Source organism: Bacillus badius NBRC 15713, assembly GCF_001591605.1.
Lineage (GTDB): Bacteria > Bacillota > Bacilli > Bacillales > Domibacillaceae > Pseudobacillus > Pseudobacillus badius.
In genome coordinates this window covers 53179-71183 of the sequence record NZ_BCVF01000019.1, presented here as the reverse complement: position 1 = coordinate 71183, position 18005 = coordinate 53179, and the positions used below count along the sequence as shown (strand labels likewise).

17 protein-coding genes and 1 pseudogene are annotated in these 18005 nt (G+C 42.3%); 10 read left to right on the top strand and 8 right to left on the bottom strand.

Going from position 1 to position 18005, the window contains the following annotated elements:
- Positions 1–125: 125 nt before the first annotated feature.
- Entirely contained in the window at positions 126–1400 is a 1275-nt protein-coding gene (locus BBA02S_RS11160) for an MFS transporter (protein ID WP_052477379.1), read from the bottom strand.
- Positions 1401–1573: 173 nt separating this feature from the next.
- Here BBA02S_RS11160 and BBA02S_RS11155 point away from each other — a divergent pair, with 173 nt between their 5' ends.
- The 3 genes from BBA02S_RS11155 to BBA02S_RS21325 all read left to right on the top strand — a co-directional run bounded on the left by BBA02S_RS11155 (position 1574) and on the right by BBA02S_RS21325 (position 3199).
- Positions 1574–2011 (top strand): ferritin family protein, encoded by a 438-nt coding sequence (locus BBA02S_RS11155; RefSeq protein ID WP_041101057.1) that lies wholly within the window; start codon positions 1574–1576, stop codon positions 2009–2011.
- A 368-nt stretch (positions 2012–2379) separates the two neighbouring features.
- Positions 2380–2835, top strand: coding sequence for a DUF3995 domain-containing protein (locus tag BBA02S_RS11150; protein ID WP_041114278.1), 456 nt, complete (start codon positions 2380–2382; stop codon positions 2833–2835).
- A 235-nt stretch (positions 2836–3070) separates the two neighbouring features.
- Positions 3071–3199, top strand: coding sequence for a hypothetical protein (locus BBA02S_RS21325; protein WP_255211753.1), 129 nt, complete (start codon positions 3071–3073; stop codon positions 3197–3199).
- Positions 3200–3353: 154 nt separating this feature from the next.
- Here BBA02S_RS21325 and BBA02S_RS11145 read toward each other — a convergent pair whose 3' ends face one another.
- The gene (locus BBA02S_RS11145) at positions 3354–4148 is read right to left on the bottom strand and encodes a DUF2935 domain-containing protein (protein WP_052477381.1); all 795 of its coding nucleotides are present in this window, start codon (positions 4146–4148) and stop codon (positions 3354–3356) included.
- 283 nt (positions 4149–4431) lie between these two features.
- On the opposite strand from BBA02S_RS11145, the pseudogene BBA02S_RS21320 reads away from it, so the two are divergent.
- Together BBA02S_RS21320 and BBA02S_RS11140 are read left to right on the top strand one after the other, a co-directional pair.
- Positions 4432–4593 (top strand): annotated as a pseudogene (locus tag BBA02S_RS21320) (PQQ-dependent sugar dehydrogenase); the annotation flags it as partial.
- Between the two features lie 183 nt (positions 4594–4776).
- Positions 4777–6939: a type IA DNA topoisomerase gene (locus BBA02S_RS11140; RefSeq protein ID WP_041114280.1), complete on the top strand. Its 2163-nt coding sequence runs from the start codon at positions 4777–4779 to the stop codon at positions 6937–6939.
- A 197-nt stretch (positions 6940–7136) separates the two neighbouring features.
- Here the strand turns inward: BBA02S_RS11140 and BBA02S_RS11130 are convergent, their stop codons facing one another.
- The gene (locus BBA02S_RS11130) at positions 7137–7433 is read right to left on the bottom strand and encodes a hypothetical protein (RefSeq protein ID WP_082028251.1); all 297 of its coding nucleotides are present in this window, start codon (positions 7431–7433) and stop codon (positions 7137–7139) included.
- Between the two features lie 285 nt (positions 7434–7718).
- Between BBA02S_RS11130 and BBA02S_RS11125 the strand changes: the two genes are divergently transcribed.
- Together BBA02S_RS11125 and acnA are read left to right on the top strand one after the other, a co-directional pair.
- Positions 7719–8660: a magnesium transporter CorA family protein gene (locus tag BBA02S_RS11125; RefSeq protein WP_041100938.1), complete on the top strand. Its 942-nt coding sequence runs from the start codon at positions 7719–7721 to the stop codon at positions 8658–8660.
- 159 nt (positions 8661–8819) lie between these two features.
- The gene (gene acnA / locus BBA02S_RS11120) at positions 8820–11543 is read left to right on the top strand and encodes an aconitate hydratase AcnA (protein WP_041114282.1); all 2724 of its coding nucleotides are present in this window, start codon (positions 8820–8822) and stop codon (positions 11541–11543) included.
- 156 nt (positions 11544–11699) lie between these two features.
- Here the strand turns inward: acnA and BBA02S_RS11115 are convergent, their stop codons facing one another.
- Positions 11700–12545 (bottom strand): AraC family transcriptional regulator, encoded by an 846-nt coding sequence (locus tag BBA02S_RS11115; protein WP_041100942.1) that lies wholly within the window; start codon positions 12543–12545, stop codon positions 11700–11702.
- A 311-nt stretch (positions 12546–12856) separates the two neighbouring features.
- On the opposite strand from BBA02S_RS11115, the gene BBA02S_RS20305 reads away from it, so the two are divergent.
- Entirely contained in the window at positions 12857–12994 is a 138-nt protein-coding gene (locus BBA02S_RS20305; protein ID WP_063383662.1) for an FbpB family small basic protein, read from the top strand.
- 128 nt (positions 12995–13122) lie between these two features.
- Here the strand turns inward: BBA02S_RS20305 and ggt are convergent, their stop codons facing one another.
- Positions 13123–14814 (bottom strand): gamma-glutamyltransferase, encoded by a 1692-nt coding sequence (gene ggt / locus BBA02S_RS11110; protein ID WP_041100945.1) that lies wholly within the window; start codon positions 14812–14814, stop codon positions 13123–13125.
- 24 nt (positions 14815–14838) lie between these two features.
- Positions 14839–15975 carry a M20 family metallopeptidase gene (locus tag BBA02S_RS11105; RefSeq protein ID WP_052475313.1) on the bottom strand — a complete coding sequence of 379 codons (1137 nt, stop codon included), beginning with the start codon at positions 15973–15975 and terminating at the stop codon, positions 14839–14841.
- Positions 15976–16123: 148 nt separating this feature from the next.
- Here BBA02S_RS11105 and BBA02S_RS11100 point away from each other — a divergent pair, with 148 nt between their 5' ends.
- On the top strand, positions 16124–16546 hold the full coding sequence (locus tag BBA02S_RS11100) for an acyl-CoA thioesterase (RefSeq protein ID WP_041100947.1): 423 nt from the start codon (positions 16124–16126) through the stop codon (positions 16544–16546).
- A gap of 18 nt (positions 16547–16564) precedes the next feature.
- Positions 16565–16867, top strand: a complete 303-nt coding sequence (locus tag BBA02S_RS11095) for a hypothetical protein (protein ID WP_041100949.1) — start codon at positions 16565–16567, stop codon at positions 16865–16867.
- A gap of 57 nt (positions 16868–16924) precedes the next feature.
- Here the strand turns inward: BBA02S_RS11095 and BBA02S_RS11090 are convergent, their stop codons facing one another.
- Together BBA02S_RS11090 and plsY are read right to left on the bottom strand one after the other, a co-directional pair.
- On the bottom strand, positions 16925–17221 hold the full coding sequence (locus BBA02S_RS11090) for a HesB/YadR/YfhF family protein (protein ID WP_041100951.1): 297 nt from the start codon (positions 17219–17221) through the stop codon (positions 16925–16927).
- A 154-nt stretch (positions 17222–17375) separates the two neighbouring features.
- Positions 17376–17957, bottom strand: coding sequence for a glycerol-3-phosphate 1-O-acyltransferase PlsY (plsY, locus tag BBA02S_RS11085; RefSeq protein ID WP_041100952.1), 582 nt, complete (start codon positions 17955–17957; stop codon positions 17376–17378).
- Positions 17958–18005 lie beyond the last annotated feature (48 nt).

Here is an 18005-nt window from a genome sequence, read left to right as displayed (position 1 = left end):
AAATCGATCAAACGCCTGAGGGGAGGGAGAGGCTGCCGAAACACAATCCCATCCCACGGGACCAACTAGATAGGGTCGCTTTAGATTTTTATTACCGTTTGAAGTTAACATAATAAATTTATAGTTTATTTAAAGACTGGTTTTTCAGCTTTTTTTAATGTTTCTTTCATTCGGAGAGCGGCTATTATCCCAGCGGCGAAAGGAAGGAGGGCAATAAAGCCGATAGCCCAGTTAATATTTAGTTGGTCGGCAAGAAGGCCTCCTATCAGAGCGCCAAAGGCGTAGCCGCTGTCACGCCAAAAACGGTATACGCCTGTGGCGGTGGCTCTCCAGCTAGAAGGAACGGCATCGCCGATAGAAGCAATCAGTGTGGGATAGACCATTGCCGTTCCTAGACCTAAAGAAATCGCTCCAGCCAGCCACAAGAAGTAATTATCAGCAAAGAGAATCCACCAAAGAGAAAGACCTTGCAGCCACATGCCGGCAGTAATAAACCATTTGCGCCCGATTCGGTCACTTAAAGCCCCTGTAAACAGCTGAAAAATCCCCCATGCGGCTGGATAAACAGCTGTAATTACTCCGATTTGTGCGAGTGTCAAGCCTTTTGAAGCAAAGAACAGCGGAAACAGCCCCCAGGCTACTCCATCCTTTAAATTAGTGGCCATTCCCGCAAAGCTGATGCTTGATAAGGTCCGGTCTTTCCAAGTTGTTTTAGCAAATACACCCTTTAAATGACTGTTAGCCGGTTTGCTTTGACCCGATATGGTCAAGTGCTTTGTCGTGTCTGTTACTGCGAGTGAAAGCAGAAAACCGATAACAACGAGGCCGATCCCTATATAAAATGGCTCAGGACGCAGCGAATAAGTGGAGGCTGCGTAACCTGAAATCATGGCAAAAGAGGCCACGCCGATATAACCGGCAAATTCGTTCAACCCCACAGCCAATCCTCTCTCTGTCCCTTTTGCTAAGTCAACCTTCATGTTTACAGTCATAGACCAAGTCAACCCTTGGTTGATGCCTAGAAGAACGTTAGCTAAGATGATGACCCACCATGACTGGGCAAAGATAATGAGCAGCGGAACAAATAACCCGATGCCCCAGCCGAACAGCAGCACTTGCCGCCTGCCAATCCGGTCAGCCAGATTTCCGGCAAAAAAATTAGTGGCAGCCTTGGAAAAGCCAAAGCTGGCAATGAAAGACAAGGCAGCACTAGTTGACGCAATGCCGAACTGTTCTTCTCCTATAATCGGCAGAATAGTTCTTTCCAGACCGACCATCGACCCTACAAAAAAATTAATGACGACTAGCAATGAAAACTGCAGTAAATTTTCTTTTATTCCTGCCTGGATATTCTTCAAATGGTGCACCTCCCAGAAGCACGGATCCCCTTCTGCTTTCATTTATCACTTTCATTATACGGTAAGGGGTATTTCGTGTAAATAAGTTTGAATAAGTGAAGCATTTTCATTTATACAGGAGACTGAAAAAACATATGGATAAATGCTGCACCTCTTTCAGTGGTTTTTCGTAAGATAATAATAGTTGAAGCGGGGAGGGAAAATACGTGTCAGAAATGTATCCTTATTCTGCTGTAAGCAGGCAAACAAATAAGTTAATCGCTGATATTGAAAAGGCAATCAATGGAGAATATACAGCTATTCAATGTTATACAAGTTTAGCGAAAATGGCTCCAAGCGAGGCGGTCAGGAAGCGGATTTTAGAAATTCGCCGGGATGAACAGCGGCATTTTCAGCAATTCACGCAACTGTATACTCAATTGACGGGGCGCCAGCCGCAGCCCAAAGTGATAGAGAATTGCCCGAATAAGTATATGAAGGGATTGGAAGCAGCTTTAAAAGATGAACAAGAAGCGGTTGATTTTTATCTAAGCATCTCTGATGAAACGTCTAATCAATATATTAAAGAGCTCTTTCGCCGAACGGCAGCAGACGAACAAAACCATGCTGTTTGGTTTTTGTATTATTTTACCAAAGGAAGAACGAGCCGGTGAGGTGGATAGGAACACAAGAAGCGCAAGAAGGGTGCCGCTCTAAAGGCCATTCTTGCGCTTTATTATTGTATGAATGATGGGGGATGGACAGCAGCTATCTGTTTCATCAAAAATAAAATCAACTATTTCTGCCTCTCTTCTATCTATGTCTTCTGTCTAATGTAGCTGTGTCATATTATAATGAAACTAGTAGAAAGAGATGTTTGAGAGGCTCTTCCGAACTTGCTTTATGAAAAAGCAAGGGAACTCAATCTGATTAGAGATGAAAGGCATGACTTGAAATGCTCCAAACCATTTTTAGAAATTTCACCTAGCTCTATGCGCTTTTTCGGAGAATAGGCTGAGAAGAGAAGGGAAGCAGAGGTACGATGCAGAAGAAAAACATTGTTATTTATGCCGGCTTTATTTGGTGTATGGCGTTTGCGGCAATAACCTTTTATTGGGCAAGCGGCGGCATGCTGGGCGTGCGATCTCTAGGTGGAGTTATTTATGAGAAGGCGCTGTCAGGTGATGAAAATTTCCTTTCGATCGTTCGGTTAACGGGAGTTGTAAAAATGCTCGGAGGGTTTTTCTTGCTGCTGCTGCTTAGAGATTGGCCAGAGCCCATGAGGAAAGGGCTGTATTATTTGTCACTGGCCGGCGGAGTGTGTTTATTTTTATACGGACTTGCCAACTTTACTACGCTCATTCTTGATTGTTTTGCTGTATTAAACCTTGAACTAGAGGAGTATTCTCTTAAATGGCGGCTGTTATTCTGGGAACCATTCTGGATGCTCGGCGGCATATTATTTATTCTATCGGCGAAAGGATTTAGAGGTAAATGAACGGCCACGTCAGCAGACTGCAAAATGTTATTTGCAGAAATGATGAATAGCAAGAGGTCTACCTTAAAGTGCGGGACGCTGTATTCGTTTCCATACAGCAGCCAAGCACATAAGGGTTTCTATGGCTTTTTTAAACATATGGCATCCTTCTTTCTAAGGACAGTTTCATTTCTTTAAACTGTAACGGGAAATAGCTATAATAATAAGCGCTATAATGATTGGGGAGTTTAACAGAATGCAGGTTATTATCGCAGAAAAGCCATCTGTCGCTAAAAACATTGCCGATGCGTTAAAAGTCAGAACGAAAAAAAGAGGCTGTCACTTAATTGAACTACAGCCGCTACTAATTCAGGCAATTGCCTGAATTTTTTATTTCTATAAGCAGTGTAAATAATAGCCTGCTATTTTTGATAGGTATCTTCCGGTATTTTCCTTTTTGTTTTTAGTGAACAAAGTTATTGCAAGCTTATATTTAGATGAGGGTTGCTGCTTCATGTTTTGATATAAAAGAAAATTTATTATCCAGAATGCTTTTTTCCTGTCAGATGGGCTTCGAACATATCAATAATAGCCAGAAATCTTTCGGCCTCTCGAAAAACGTGATCGGCCAAAAGAGGATGGATAATACTTTTAATTTTACATTCCTCAATCAAATCTCGAGCAGTTTTTTTGAAGTCTCGAAGGGATGCAACAGAGACGCGGTTCTGGTCAAGGAATTGGTCTAAAAGAGGACCTGTCTGGGATTGAGGTTTCATAGACTCTAAATCTCTAGCTTGAAAAACTAATTCATCAAAATCATTGCTAAAGTTTCGAGCGATATCAATAAGCTTTCTTTCGGATGGGTCAAGGAGGTGGCCAATAAATTTAGCATGATCAGCCATAATCCTTAAGAAGAAAACGTTCTCTTTAATGATAGCATCGGCAAGTGGTTTTAGCTTCCCTTCATTTAATTCAATTAATCGTTTTCTAAAATAATTGGCTTCCCGGCTTATATGATCAACTAAGAGCGGAAAATTATTTGCGCCTGGTAATCGGCAGGTTAATATTAATTGCAATACCTTCCTCTTAAAAAGAAATATACTAGTTGCAGCCTGTTGAACTTCTGAATTAAACAGTCTGATTTGTCCGGGATCTGCTTGGTTTGTAAAGGAGAAGGATTTTTGTTCAATTTGTTCAAACAAATAATAAAATTGATTGGCTTCTTCAATTAGTTGAGTGTCTTCGGCTCTAAATCCTAACCTAAGAAATAACGAATGCTCTTTCATTATCCTTGACCAAAAACGGATTTCATCTAATGATCGTACAACAAACATTTCATTTGTTATTCTCTCGTCAATATTCTGAGAATCCTCATTTCCTGTTGCATTCACAGCAAATCCCTCCCTTTAAATAAAAATTAATTTATAAATCTATATTAATGAAGGGATATAAACATGCCTAGTACAACTATTTTTGGCTTTCTTGTATTAAATTCTTCGCACGACACAACAGAGGAACAAATAAGACATCAAATATCATGCCTTAATCTGGTGCTAATAGAATAAATGTAATCGTATTTTTATAAGGGAAAATACATAGAAGGGAATATAAGGTTGGCTGAACAAAATGAAGGTTAGCTTACGACCCATTGTAAGCAACATAACTTTACCCGCTGTTTTGAAAACTGCTGTATTTCTTGGTGATTTAATTGAAGCACTGTTTATTGCAACTCAAGGAGAGGAGATTTTTTTTTTAAGAGATAGAGTTATAAGAACTTTTAATTCCTAGGTGTACCTATCGTCGGGAATTATACTACGGATGTTAGGGATTATATGATTTTAAAATGTTCATTCAACTGCAGTTTCATGACTCCATCGAAATCCTAAAGAATCATTTCTTTAAACTATAAAGGGAAATAGCTATAATAATAAACACTATATAATGATTAGGGAGTTTAACAGAATGCAGGTTATTATCGCAGAAAAGCCATCTGTCGCTAAAAATATTGCGGATGCGTTAAAGGTCAGAACGAAAAAAGAGGGTTATTTTGAGGGGAATGGCTATATTATCACCTGGGCTTTCGGGCATTTGCTGCAGCTGTATGATGCAAAGGATTATGATGAAAAATTGACAAGATGGAGCATGGAGAATTTCCCCTTCATCCCATCGCATTTTCGTTACAAAGTAAAGAGCGATCCGCGCAATCGGGACAAAGAAGACTTGGGAGCGAAAAAGCAGCTGAAAATTATTTATTCTTTGATTAAACGAAATGACGTGGAAGCTGTAATTTCAGCTTGTGATTATGATCGCGAGGGGCAGATTATTGGTGATACGATCATTTATAATCTGAAGTCTCAGAAAAAGGTCTACCGGCTGTTATTGAACGAGTGGACGCCTGAGGAAGTAGTAAAAGGTCTCAAAAACATTAAACCTAATATGGAAATGAAGCCTCTCCAGGATGCCGGCTTAAGCCGCCAGTGGGCAGACTGGCTCATCGGCATCAACTTAACTTCAGTTGCTACATTAAAGTATCAAAAGGGAAGAGGACAGGCTTTAAATATTGGAAGAGTGCTGCTGCCAACGTTAAAAATTATTTACGACCGTGATAAGGAAATCGAGAATTTCGTGCCGGAGGATTATTATAAATTAACCGCTGCGTTTAAAACACAAGACGGACAAGAGTATGAGGGAACTTATTTCGAAGAGGGGCAGGAGAAATTTAAAAGCAAAGAGCCTCTCGAACTAATTGAAAAGGCCCTAGCTAATCAAAGTGCAACTATTATTGATAAGAAAATAGAACGGAAAAAGGAATTCCCTCCTTATTTATTTAACCTGTCCAATTTACAAGGGTACATTACGAGCAAATATAAGGGATGGACGTCCGACAAAGTATTAAAAGTAGCCCAATCTCTTTATGAGAAAAAATTGATTACATACCCGCGAACAGCGAGTATCGCGTTAGAGGAAAGCCTTGCCGGCAAGGCAGCTAAAGTGCTGGATGTCTTAAAAAAAGGGCTGCCGTTTGAAGCAGAAATTAAATTCCAGAAGACGAAACGGATATTTAATAACGATAAGGTGGAGAGCCATAGCGCGATTATTCCTACTTATTTAGTGCCTAAATCGTTAACGAAGGACGAAGAGATTGTTTACACGGCCATTAAAAACCGCTTTATCATTCAGTTTATGCCCATCGCGGAATTTGAAGAAACGAAAATTACGACGAAAGCGAATATTAGCGAGATAAAAGGCATGTTTATTTCTAAGGGAAAAGTGCAAACGATTGTTGGGTGGAAAAAGCTTGAAAACATTGAATCGAAAGATACGCTGTTGCCAGCTGTTGCGATCGATGAACAGGTGGATATAATCAAGCAAAACGTATCGTCTCATGTGACAAAGCCTCCCAAGCCTCATATAGAAAAGACATTGCTCAGGGTCATGGAAACATGCGGGAAAGGCAGCAAAGGTGGAGAGAGTGAAGAGGGAGAGGAAATGCTTGCTTCTATTCTAAGCGGGTACAGTATCGGCACTCCAGCCACAAGAGCCGAAACCATCAAAAAGTTAAAAGATATTGGCTATATTACAACGCAAAATAAGAATTTAATATGTACTGAACTTGGCAGGAAATTAGTAGAAACCTTTCCTGTGAAGGAGTTATTTGATTTAGAGTTTACTGGACGATTAGAAAAAACATTATCAGATATTGAAAAACAGAGCTTCACCAAAGAATCTTTCTTGAATGCGATCTCTGACTTTACTTCTAAAGCGGTTGAAAAAATAAAAAGTGATCAGGAAGTCGTCATTAGCGAGGTCTCTAAAGGAAAGAAGCGAGCTGAAATACTTGGGAAGTGTCCTCTGTGCGGGCATGGGATCATTGAAGGGCAAAAGGGTTTTGGCTGCAGCAATTGGAAGAATGGCTGTAAGTTTGTCATTTGGAAAAACGATAAATTTTTAGCAGCTTTAAAAAAGAAGCCGACTAAAACAATGGTGAAGGCTCTGCTGAAAAATGGCTCGGCTGTAGTGAAAGGGTTAACGAGCAAAAAGGGCAATAAGTTTGATGCTCGCTTACGGTATGTGCAAAACAAAGATCAACCGTATTTCAGCTGGGAAATGGAATTTCTTAAATAAACTTCTAGTTTTGCTTGCGGATGAAGGTTGCTGCTTTTCATTCCAGGCGCTTCGCTTTCCACAGGGCGGGCGGCGCGCCTTCCATTCCGATCAGCAGAACTGCTTTTTCTTTTATTTGCGAGCGTGAGAGAGTGGTATTCGAAAGCCATTTTTCCGGCAAAATAAAAAGACGGCTGGAAAGCCGTCTTTTTCATGATTTATTGTTGTTCTTTCTCGTTGTAATAATGAACGCCGAATTGAGAGCCTTCAGCTACCATTTTATTGTCAGCAATATCGTCAGGATGAGGGTGTCCAGCTTTCAAAACGGGGAATTCTTCTTTAGAAGGCTGAACATCCATATTCATTTTTTCTTTTGCCGTATTCATCCAGCCTTCTAATTTATCGCGATTTTCTTCTTTTGAAAGCCACCAAGCCGCAGCTCCTGCTCCTAAAAGCATATAACTTAAATTAGTTCCCATGCCGCCTTGATTTTTATCCGTATTTTTTCCAAACATAATAGAATTCCTCCTTAACACTTCAAGCTTTTTCATATTTTGTAAAAACTAATTACTTGTGCTTGCATTATATTTACCCAAAACTGGACAAATTAAAACTAAAGAGCGCATAAAGAAACAAATTTGTCTTTGTTTGCTTATGAGAAAAAGCTTAGCCTGGCAGAGATTGTCTGATCGATTAACAAAGTTTTATCAGGAAAACTGATTTTCCCTTTAAGTTTTGTTTTTTTCTCCTCTGAATAGGGTATTAAAAAATGCAGTCATCAGTTTATAGGAGGAATAGGAATGGAGCATACCTTCAATAAAGGTCGATGGTCCTGGTATGAGCTGAAGCAGTCCGAAACGGATGAGGCGGCTAAATACGTTGAACAAAATGATTCATATAGAAGATGGTCAGAAGAAACAAAGAAAAATATGTCGAGTATCTTGCAGGTAGATACGAGTGAACGGGGGGAAGAAGCCTTATGGGGTTCCCTTGTTTATTTCCAGGACGTCGAAGACAAGGAAAGAAGACGTGTTTTTCATTTCTACTTAACAAAAAAGCGGCTAATTACTGATAACTTAGATTTGTCCCTGCTGGATAAGGTAGATGAAACGGTGATGAGAAAGAAGCTGGATGAGGCAGAATGCCCGGTTGAGGGATTCATGATCATGATTGGCGATTTGATGAGCCATTTTCTCGCTAAAATTGATATGTTTGAGGTTCGCTTAAGGGACTTGCTTTGGCAAATTAGAGAGAAAAATAATATAGAAATCCTCGATCAAACAGCAAAAAGCCGTCACGAACTGCTCGTATGGCAGAATTTAATTATCCCTATTTTAGAAATCAAATACGGAATTGAAGAAACATTTGACGATGACGTATCAAAAGGACTTTATTTTAAACGCGCGTCCAAGCGCATCGAGCGGGCTCATATGCTATTGAATGAGTACGACAAACAATTAAAAGCGATGGTTGAACTCGAGAATACGGTTTCTACGCATCGAGGGAACGAAATTATGAAAACTCTGACCGTGCTGACTACGCTATTTACGCCTGTGACCGCCTGGGGGGCGATTTGGGGAATGAACTTTAAAAATATGCCGGAACTAGAATGGAAACTCGGCTATATTTTCTCCTGGGCAGTGATCGCCGTCAGTACGTTGGCGCTGTATGTCTATTTATTGAAAAAAGGCTGGATGGGTGACATTTTGCGCGGAAAAAAGAAGCACTCCTTTTTCAAATAGTATGATTGTGCTATAAGAAATACTTATTGAACTCGATTTGATTAACGTTATTTACTTATGTTAACGATTGTATTATGATGAAATAGTGCGAAAGCTGGGAGCGATCTCTGCTTCGCTTTCAACGATGCTTACATATCTATAAAAAGAGGGGGAATCGGGATGGCAAACAATGATGTATTCAATGCCCGTTCAAGTTTTGAGCTTGATGGCAAACGGTATAATTACTACCGTTTAGCAGCTCTGGAAGAAGCGGGTGTGGCGAAAGTATCCCGCCTGCCATATTCGATCAAAGTATTATTAGAATCTGTATTACGCCAGCATGATGGCTATGTTATTAAAAAAGACCATGTTGAAAACCTGGCTAAATGGGGAGCAGCAGACTTAAAGGACGCTGAAGTGCCATTTAAGCCTTCACGTGTTATTTTACAAGACTTTACCGGTGTTCCGGTTGTTGTAGACCTTGCTTCCTTGCGCAAAGCAATGGGAGATATGGGCGGAAACCCAGACGTAATCAACCCTGAAATTCCAGTGGACCTTGTTATTGACCACTCTGTGCAAGTAGACACATACGGCACACCTGAAGCGCTTGAGCGCAACATGGAACTTGAATTTGAACGCAATGCTGAGCGTTATGAGTTTTTAAGCTGGGCACAAAAAGCGTTTGATAACTACCGTGCTGTTCCGCCGGCTACAGGTATCGTTCACCAAGTAAACCTTGAGTACTTGGCAAATGTTGTTCATGCGGTAGAAACAGCAAGCGGTGAATTCGAGGCGTACCCGGATACGCTCGTCGGAACGGACTCCCATACAACCATGATCAATGGTATCGGTGTGCTTGGCTGGGGTGTCGGCGGCATTGAGGCAGAAGCAGGAATGCTTGGCCAGCCGTCTTATTTCCCTGTTCCGGAAGTTATCGGCGTGAAATTGGTTGGCGAGCTTCCAAACGGCGCAACAGCGACAGACTTGGCGCTTAAAGTCACGCAAGTATTGCGTGCAAAAGGCGTTGTCGGCAAATTTGTTGAGTTCTTTGGACCGGGTGTATCCCAGCTGCCGCTTGCGGACCGCGCGACGATTGCTAACATGGCGCCTGAATACGGGGCGACTTGCGGCTTCTTCCCAGTCGATTCAGAATCACTGGACTACATGCGCTTAACAGGCCGTGAAGAAAGCCATATTAAAGTAGTCGAACAGTATTTGAAAGAAAATGATATGTTCTTTACGCCTGATAACGAAGATCCTGTATACACAGACGTTGTTGAATTGGATCTTGCTGAAATTGAGCCGAACTTGTCCGGTCCAAAACGCCCGCAAGATTTAATTCCGCTTTCCAGCATGCAGAAATCTTTCCAAGGTGCAATCAGTGCGCCAGAAGGCAACCAAGGCTTCGGCTTGAAACCTGAAGAACTGGATAAAACAGCAACTGTTAAGTTTGCTGACGGAGAAACAGCTGAAATGAAAACAGGTGCGGTTGCCATCGCTGCGATCACATCTTGTACAAATACATCCAACCCATATGTCCTGCTTGCTGCGGGTCTAGTGGCGAAAAAAGCCGTTGAGCTTGGCCTTGAAGTGCCTAAGTATGTAAAAACATCCTTGGCGCCTGGATCTAAAGTTGTTACCGGCTACTTGCGTGATGCTGGATTAATGGGCTATATGGAGAAGCTGGGCTTTAACCTTGTCGGTTACGGCTGTACAACTTGTATCGGTAACTCCGGTCCATTGAAAGAAGAAATTGAAAAAGCTATTATAGATGCCGATCTTTTAGTTACATCTGTTCTTTCAGGTAACCGTAACTTCGAAGGCCGTATTCATCCGCTTGTAAAAGCGAACTATTTGGCTTCACCGCCGTTAGTTGTTGCTTACGCTCTTGCGGGAACAGTGAATATTGACTTTGCTAAAGAGGCAATCGGTAAAGATAAAGATGGCAAAGATGTATTCTTTAAAGATATCTGGCCAACAACAGAAGAAGTAAAAGAAGTGGTAAGTCGTGCGGTAACGCCTGAGTTATTCCGTAAAGAGTATGAGCGTGTATTTGACAGCAACTCTCGCTGGAATCAAATTCAAACAAGCAACGAAGCTCTTTACAGCTGGAACGATGACTCTACTTACATTCAAAACCCGCCATTCTTTGAAGGGCTGTCTGCAGTGCCTGAGAAGATCGAAGCGCTTAAAGGTTTGCGTGTAATGGGTAAATTCGGTGACTCAGTGACAACTGACCATATTTCTCCTGCTGGTGCAATCGGCAAGGATACACCTGCCGGCAAATATTTGCGTTCAAAAGGCGTAGAGCCGCGTGAATTTAACTCTTACGGTTCCCGCCGCGGTAACCATGAAGTAATGATGCGCGGAACATTTGCGAATATTCGTATCCGCAATCAAATTGCTCCGGGCACAGAAGGCGGATTTACAACTTACTGGCCAACAGGCGAAATTATGCCGATCTATGATGCGTGCATGAAATATCAAGAAGATGGTACTGGCCTTGTAGTCTTGGCTGGTAAAGATTACGGTATGGGCTCCTCCCGTGACTGGGCAGCGAAAGGTACAAACCTGCTGGGCGTTAAAACAGTCATTGCGGAAAGCTACGAACGTATCCACCGTTCAAACCTTGTAATGATGGGTGTTCTTCCGCTTCAATTCAAGCTTGGCGAGAACGCAACAACTCTTGGTTTAACGGGCACAGAAGTGTTTGAAGTAGATTTAAACGACAACGTGAAGCCGCGTGACGTGGTTACAGTAACAGCTATAGATGAAGACGGCAGCAAGAAGCAATTCCAAGCTCTTGTCCGCTTTGATTCTGAGGTAGAGGTTGACTACTATCGCAACGGAGGCATCCTGCAAATGGTGCTTCGCAATAAGCTGAAAGATGTCAAAACAAAATAAGAACGTTGAAACAAGACCGGCCAGCTGGCCGGTCTTGTTTGCTTATTATTGAGCTGTTTTTATCTTACGTGGAAGGGGACTAAATGCAAGATATTTGAGTGAGCTAGCAGGGAAATTCAATCTTCTGGTTATTCCTTTTCTGTCCAGTCTATGTAGCTATAGAGAAACTACAGGAACCCAAAGCTCATTTTCTGGCTGATGATTCGGCGGAAAATAACATTCAATGCATGGTAAATCAGCAAGCTCATACCCTGAAGCAGGAAGCCACTCGGAATATAAACGTTTCCAGGCCGATTCTATATTCGGAAAAACAGCCCACGTACTGTGGTTGATGACCAGGGTGTCCATGCCATCAGGGACATGGCCATCGTACCGTATTCCCATAAAGTAAGTAAATTCATCCTCTGTTATGGCTGCTTGTTTTCCGCAAATACCTAATAGACTTTCTAAAGTGCATTTCGGATTCTCCCAGGATAGATCAATTAGTTTTTGCATCAATCCATCCAGTTGAGCTGAATTCCATAGTGCAGGGATCGCTTCAGCTGCTTGGCTTGTTTTCACTGGCACACCCTTTCCTATAATGCTTAATTCAAAATCAATCCTCTCTATTCTATACTCCATCTCAATAGCTCCTTTAATTGACAGTTGAAAGGAAATTCTCGGAAATGCTTTTAATAGCTTTCCTTTATTTCGGACATCTGATGGCTTTAATCCGAGTGTCTTTTGGAAAGCGCGTGAAAAAGAATCAGCGGACTCATATCCATAGGTCAATGCTAGATCAAGGATGCGAAGATCATTTTTTTGCAATTCAAAAGCAGCCAGTGTTAAGCGCCTGCGTCTGATATATTCTGAAAGTGTTATACCTGATAAAGCCGAAAACATCCTTGGAAAATGGTATTCGGAACAACAAGCCGCTTGCGCTATCTTTTTATAATCTATTTCTGATTTAAGATTTTCTTCAATGTAATCTAATGCGTGATTCATTCGCTCCAGCCATTCCATATGTTCACTCCTTTCTATCTCTACTCTAAAATAAGAGGAAGCAATCCATCCGACATTTCATGCACAAATAAGTCGGATTTTTTATAATAGTTCTATAATTTATAGGAAGTTTCCTTCTCTGGATGCTCTATCCCTTAAACTTAACTAAAAAAGGTTCAACTCAGGTTCTTTACGGGCCTTTTCTTTATGAGCGGGCAGCGGTGGAGCGTACAGATTAATTATCGCAGTTATTTGAAAATTTAGTATTAAAAAGAAGAGTTAGGGGCAGAATGATGATCATAACGATTTATACAAAAAAGGAGCAATTAAGAATGAGAAGAAAACAAAGGAAAAGCTTTGCTGAGCTTGTAAAGGAAAATAAAAGCGAGTTATTAAGAAATCCGGCTGCTATGCGGGAGATAGAAGAAAGACTGGAAGAGCGTTTAGAAATAAAACGGTCAGCCAAGTAAGAGGGCAGAACGGCTTGCCATACATAAAAACAGCTCTTCTGTTTTAATTAGTTAAAACAGAAGAGCTGTTTCGCGTTTATCGCTATTGCTTCTTTCTCTATAAAATGAAAATTAGCTTATCATTAGTTTCACTGAATTTCGTTTTTCTCCACGCCGACAGGAATGCCAGGCCGTGAGGAATCGCTCGCCCCGTATAGCTGATTCGATTGGTGGTCAAACATCACGGCTTGTACATTGCCCATCGCAAGAGCAATATCATCAAACTGATAATTCATCTTTTTTAATGTTTGCATCGCTTCTTCCGGGAAACCATCTTCCCACCAGATCAGCGGGCCCGTTCCATTAAAAATCCGTGGTTCTTCGATGGCATCCTTTACATCCATTCCATAGTTAATCACATGAATGATCGTTTGCAGAACAGAAGCTACAATGGTAGGACCGCCAGGGGAACCGAGCGTCAAAAATGGCCGGCCGTCTTTAAAAATCAGCGTAGGTGTTTTCATGCTGACAGGATATTTATTTGGTTCTACGCTGTTAATGCCTCCCGGAGAAGGATCAAAATCAGTCATATCATTATTTAATAAAAAGCCGTAACCTGGCACCATGATGCCGGAACCGAATGTGTGCTCTAAAGAAGAAGTGCAGGCAGCAACATTTCCTTCAGCATCTACAGCGATAAAATGAGTAGTTTCCGATCCGACTTCAACGGCTTGTGCCTTTAAACCGCTTGGCTTTTTATCTCGATCAAATTCCCAAGGATTACCGGGGTTGATTTGATCATTGCGGAATGAAAAATTATACAGCTTAAGCCGCTTTTTTATATAGTCCGGGTGAAGCAAGCCGTCAATAGGAATATCATAATAGTCAGGGTCTGTCATAAACGCTAATTTATCGGCGGTCATTACCCTTAATGTTTCTGCAATTAAATAATATTTCTCCCAGGAATGAACATCGTACTGGCCAATATTTAGCTGCTCAAGCAGCTTTAACATATAAAGAAGGGCAAAGCCGCCCCCATTGGGAGGACTCGGCACGACAATATCAAATCCTTTATAGGCAGCTTGAAGGGGAGCTTTCACTTCAGCCTCATACTCGGCCAGATCCTCAAGCTCTAAACAACCTTTCAGCCTCTGCACCTCTTCTACAATGGCCTTTCCAATCGTGCCTCCATAGAAGGAGTCGGCGCCGTTTTGCTGAAGCTCGATTAAGGTACGGGTCAACTCTTTATTAACGGCTGTTTCGCCTTCTGCCAACGGCACATCATCAGGAAAGAAAAAAGCCCGTCCTTCTTTCCCGAGGCGGTTGCCGAATCGCTGAAGACCTGAAACCCATGTTTTATTTACTTTTATGCCCTCCTTTGATAAGCGGATGGCCGGTTCTAGCGCTTCCTCCCATGTTTTTTTGCCGTAAAGCTTAATTGCTTTATCAAAGGCTTTAATAATACCGGGGATGGCAACGGCTGTGCCAGGTGTTGAGCGTTCTAGAAAGGGGATCACATCTTCTTTTTCATCAACAAACACATTTTTTCTGGCGCTGTTAGGTGCTTTTGAATGCCCTTGAATAACGGTGGTTTTTTGTTTTTTGGCATCATAATAGACGATAAACCCGCTGGAGCCGAGACCTGTATTAAAAGGCTCAGAGACGGCCAGGGCGAATTGCATAGCAGCCAGGGCGTCAATCGCGTTTCCTCCGGCTTTTAATACATCGGCGCCAATGGCGGAGGATTCCGCTGTGGCACTTGCTGTCATTCCGCCGTCAGCCCAGGCGCGCTGCCCGCCGTTTTCTCTTTTTTGATTGTTCATAATAGATTCGATATTCATTTTTTTCACCTCAAATTTGATAAGTTATTCAGACAATCGTTCAATGGTTTTGGCGAGTAAAAGGGTTCGATCAACGAGAGAGTTCAAATCAGTATATTCTTCTGTTTCACTGTGAGAAAATTCTCCAATCGGCCCCATGCCATCAATCGTAGGGATTCCTTTTGATGCTGTAAAAGCGGCATCCGATCCTCCTCCGGTACTGACTTCATGAATGGAAAAGCCTAGTTCTTTTCCTGTTTCCTGTATGGTCTGAAATAATTTCCCTGTTCCTTCTGTCCGTTCCATAGGAGGGCGGCTAATACTGCCTGTCAGTTCTGTTCTGGTTCCTTCTACGGTTTCCTCCGAGGCAATTTCATTGATGGATTTTGTCACGTTCATTCCTTGATCTTTATTTTTTATCCGGACATCAATTTCCGCTTCTGCATGGGGCGGGACTGTATTAACAGAGGTACCGCCTTTAATCAGGCCAACATTTACGGTCAGTCCATGGTCATAATCATTTAATTTTTGAAGGCGAATCACTTTATGGGACAGTTCCTCAATTGCACTGACCCCGATTTCCGGCTCTACCCCGGAATGCGCGCTTTTTCCTTGTACATTCATCGTAAAGTGGCCGACTCCTTTTCGGGAAGTGACGACTCCGTCATTTGGCCGTCCGCATTCCACGATCAGGCTGTAATCCTTTTCTGCGGCAGCTTCTTCTATTAATGCTTTCGAAGACACAGAGCCGATTTCTTCGTCGCTGTTGAAAATGATGTGAACGTTGCTGATAGCGGGGGAGCCGCTTTCCTTTAGCGCCTTCATCGCATATAGAACCTGTACGTGGCTCGCTTTCTCATCGTTGACGCCTGGTCCGTACGCTTTATCTCCAATAATGGAAAACGGGCGTTTTTCAGCTTCTCCTTTCGGAAATACAGTGTCCATGTGTGCAACAATTAAGATTTTAGGTTCACTTTCCCGCTCCGCTTTAATTTCAAGGTGATTGCCTTGCTCCGCTTGGCGATGAACTTTTACATGCATTCCGATTTCTTCAAATTTATCTTTAAGCAAAGCACCCACTTGGTCGACACCATCTTTATCATAAGAATTGCTGTCGATATTTACGATCGTTTCTAACAAATGAATCATCTCTTGCTTTTGGCTTTGCAAATAATCAATCACAAGAAGCACTCCTTCGTTATTGGTAGTTGTCCTTGTTTAATTCCCTGTTTAGCTTTGAAGGTAAACATGCTTTATTTTACCAGCTGGCTAAGATATACTAGTTTAATCAGGAGATATACGTTAAGAAAGAATAAGGGAGAATCAATAGATGTTCGTTTCAGAAAAAGAAGTACAAGTACGCTATGCAGAAACAGATGCAATGCAGGTAGTCTATCATGGCCAGTATGTCGTCTGGCTTGAGCTGGGCCGCACTCAATTGATTGAAGATCTAGGCTTTAATTATGCAGAGATGGAGAAAGAAGGGTATGTGGCGCCAGTTTTGGATATCCAGCTTTCTTACAAAAAGCCGTTTCGTTACGGGGATACCGCTTGGGTCTATACGTGGATTCAAGAATATAATGGGGTCCGCACGGTATACGGGTATGAAATTAAAAACAAGGATGGAGAGGTGTGTTTGACAGGCACCACGTCCCACACAATCGTGAAAAAAGACACGTTTCGGCCGGTATCAATGAAGCGTGTATTTCCGGATTGGCATAAAGTGTACGAGGAAAATAAAAAACAATCATAGGACGGGCAGGCGAAGGGAATGGCATTTGGTGTAGACAAACGGGAGCTGGCGGAGTGGAAGCGGCAAATTGACAAAGGCAATATCGCTTTTTTAACCCATTATTGGCTTGATGATCGATTCCCTCACTGCCGTACGGTAACGAAGGCAGGCTGCAGGGATTTAGACAAGCTGGCCTGCTGGGGAGAAGCACACGGGCTCCAAAAAGAGTGGATTGATCGGAGAAAGGATGGCTATTCGCATTTTGATTTGCTTGGCGATCGGCAGAAAGAAATTTTGGAAAAAGAAGGGCTGCACAGCCATATTAAAAAATTTCGTCTATAAATCAGCCCGTTGAATAATAAAAAAGCGAAAAGGCGCAGGAAGCGGCCTTTTCGCTTTTTAAGAAGGTTGGACATATTGGTAGCGCGGTTCGTTCAGCTGTTCGTTGTACTCTACATGCAAATCATGTCCGTCAAAATACCAGAGATCGGCTTGCTCAACAAAGTAAACGATTCCGTCTATTTCTGTTTGGGCACCAATCTCCATCGGTTCGTCTTTCGTGACACCGAGTGAAAATCCTTCATGAAGCGGACTGGAACCCCCGTATCGGACGAAAAAGCGGATGGAATCGCCTCGATGCACGTCCATTTCCTCTTTAAACCATGAGAGGGCTTTGTTTCCTATTTGAATATTCATGGGTGATTCACCTCTGCTTTTCCCCAAGTGTACCATGGAAGCTTGAAATAAGGAAAATAGATGCCTCACTGCCGGACCGCCTTATCCAGCCGATATAATAAAGCATCGCCTGCTGAAGCAAGGCGATGCTTTTCGCTTTTTTTATAAAGGCACCTTACATCCACTTAATTTTCGGCTCTGTCTTGTTTTTAATTCGCACGATATTTGCCCGATGACGGTAAATGACAAAAAAAGCTAAAATGCCGACAACGAGAATCAGCGGCGTATTTTGCAGGATAATGGCATAGGTCAGCGCAACCACCGCAACGATAATGGATGACAGAGAAACATATTTAGTGAGATAAAGTGAAAGAAAAAAGCTGAGAAAAATCACAAGAAACATGACAGGCTGAACACCTAAGAGAACACCGCCAGAGGTGGCCACCGCTTTCCCGCCTCTGAAGCCGGCGAAGACGGGGAACATATGTCCAATGACAGCTGCTACGCCAGGGATCAGCGGGTCTAGACCTGATCCGAAAAGAAGCGGAAGCAGCGTCGCTGCAGTTCCCTTTAAAATATCGGCAAGTGTCACAGCGATGCCCGCTTTTACACCGAGCGTGCGGAATGAATTTGTTGCACCGAGATTGCCGCTGCCATGCTCCCGGATATCAATGCCGAAAAAGGACTTGCCGATGATTAGCCCCGAAGGAATGGACCCGAGTAAATACGCTAGTAAAATAATAAATGCAGTAATCATAAACTTACTCCTTTAATCTTGTCCTTTGTGAGTATATGTATGAAAAGT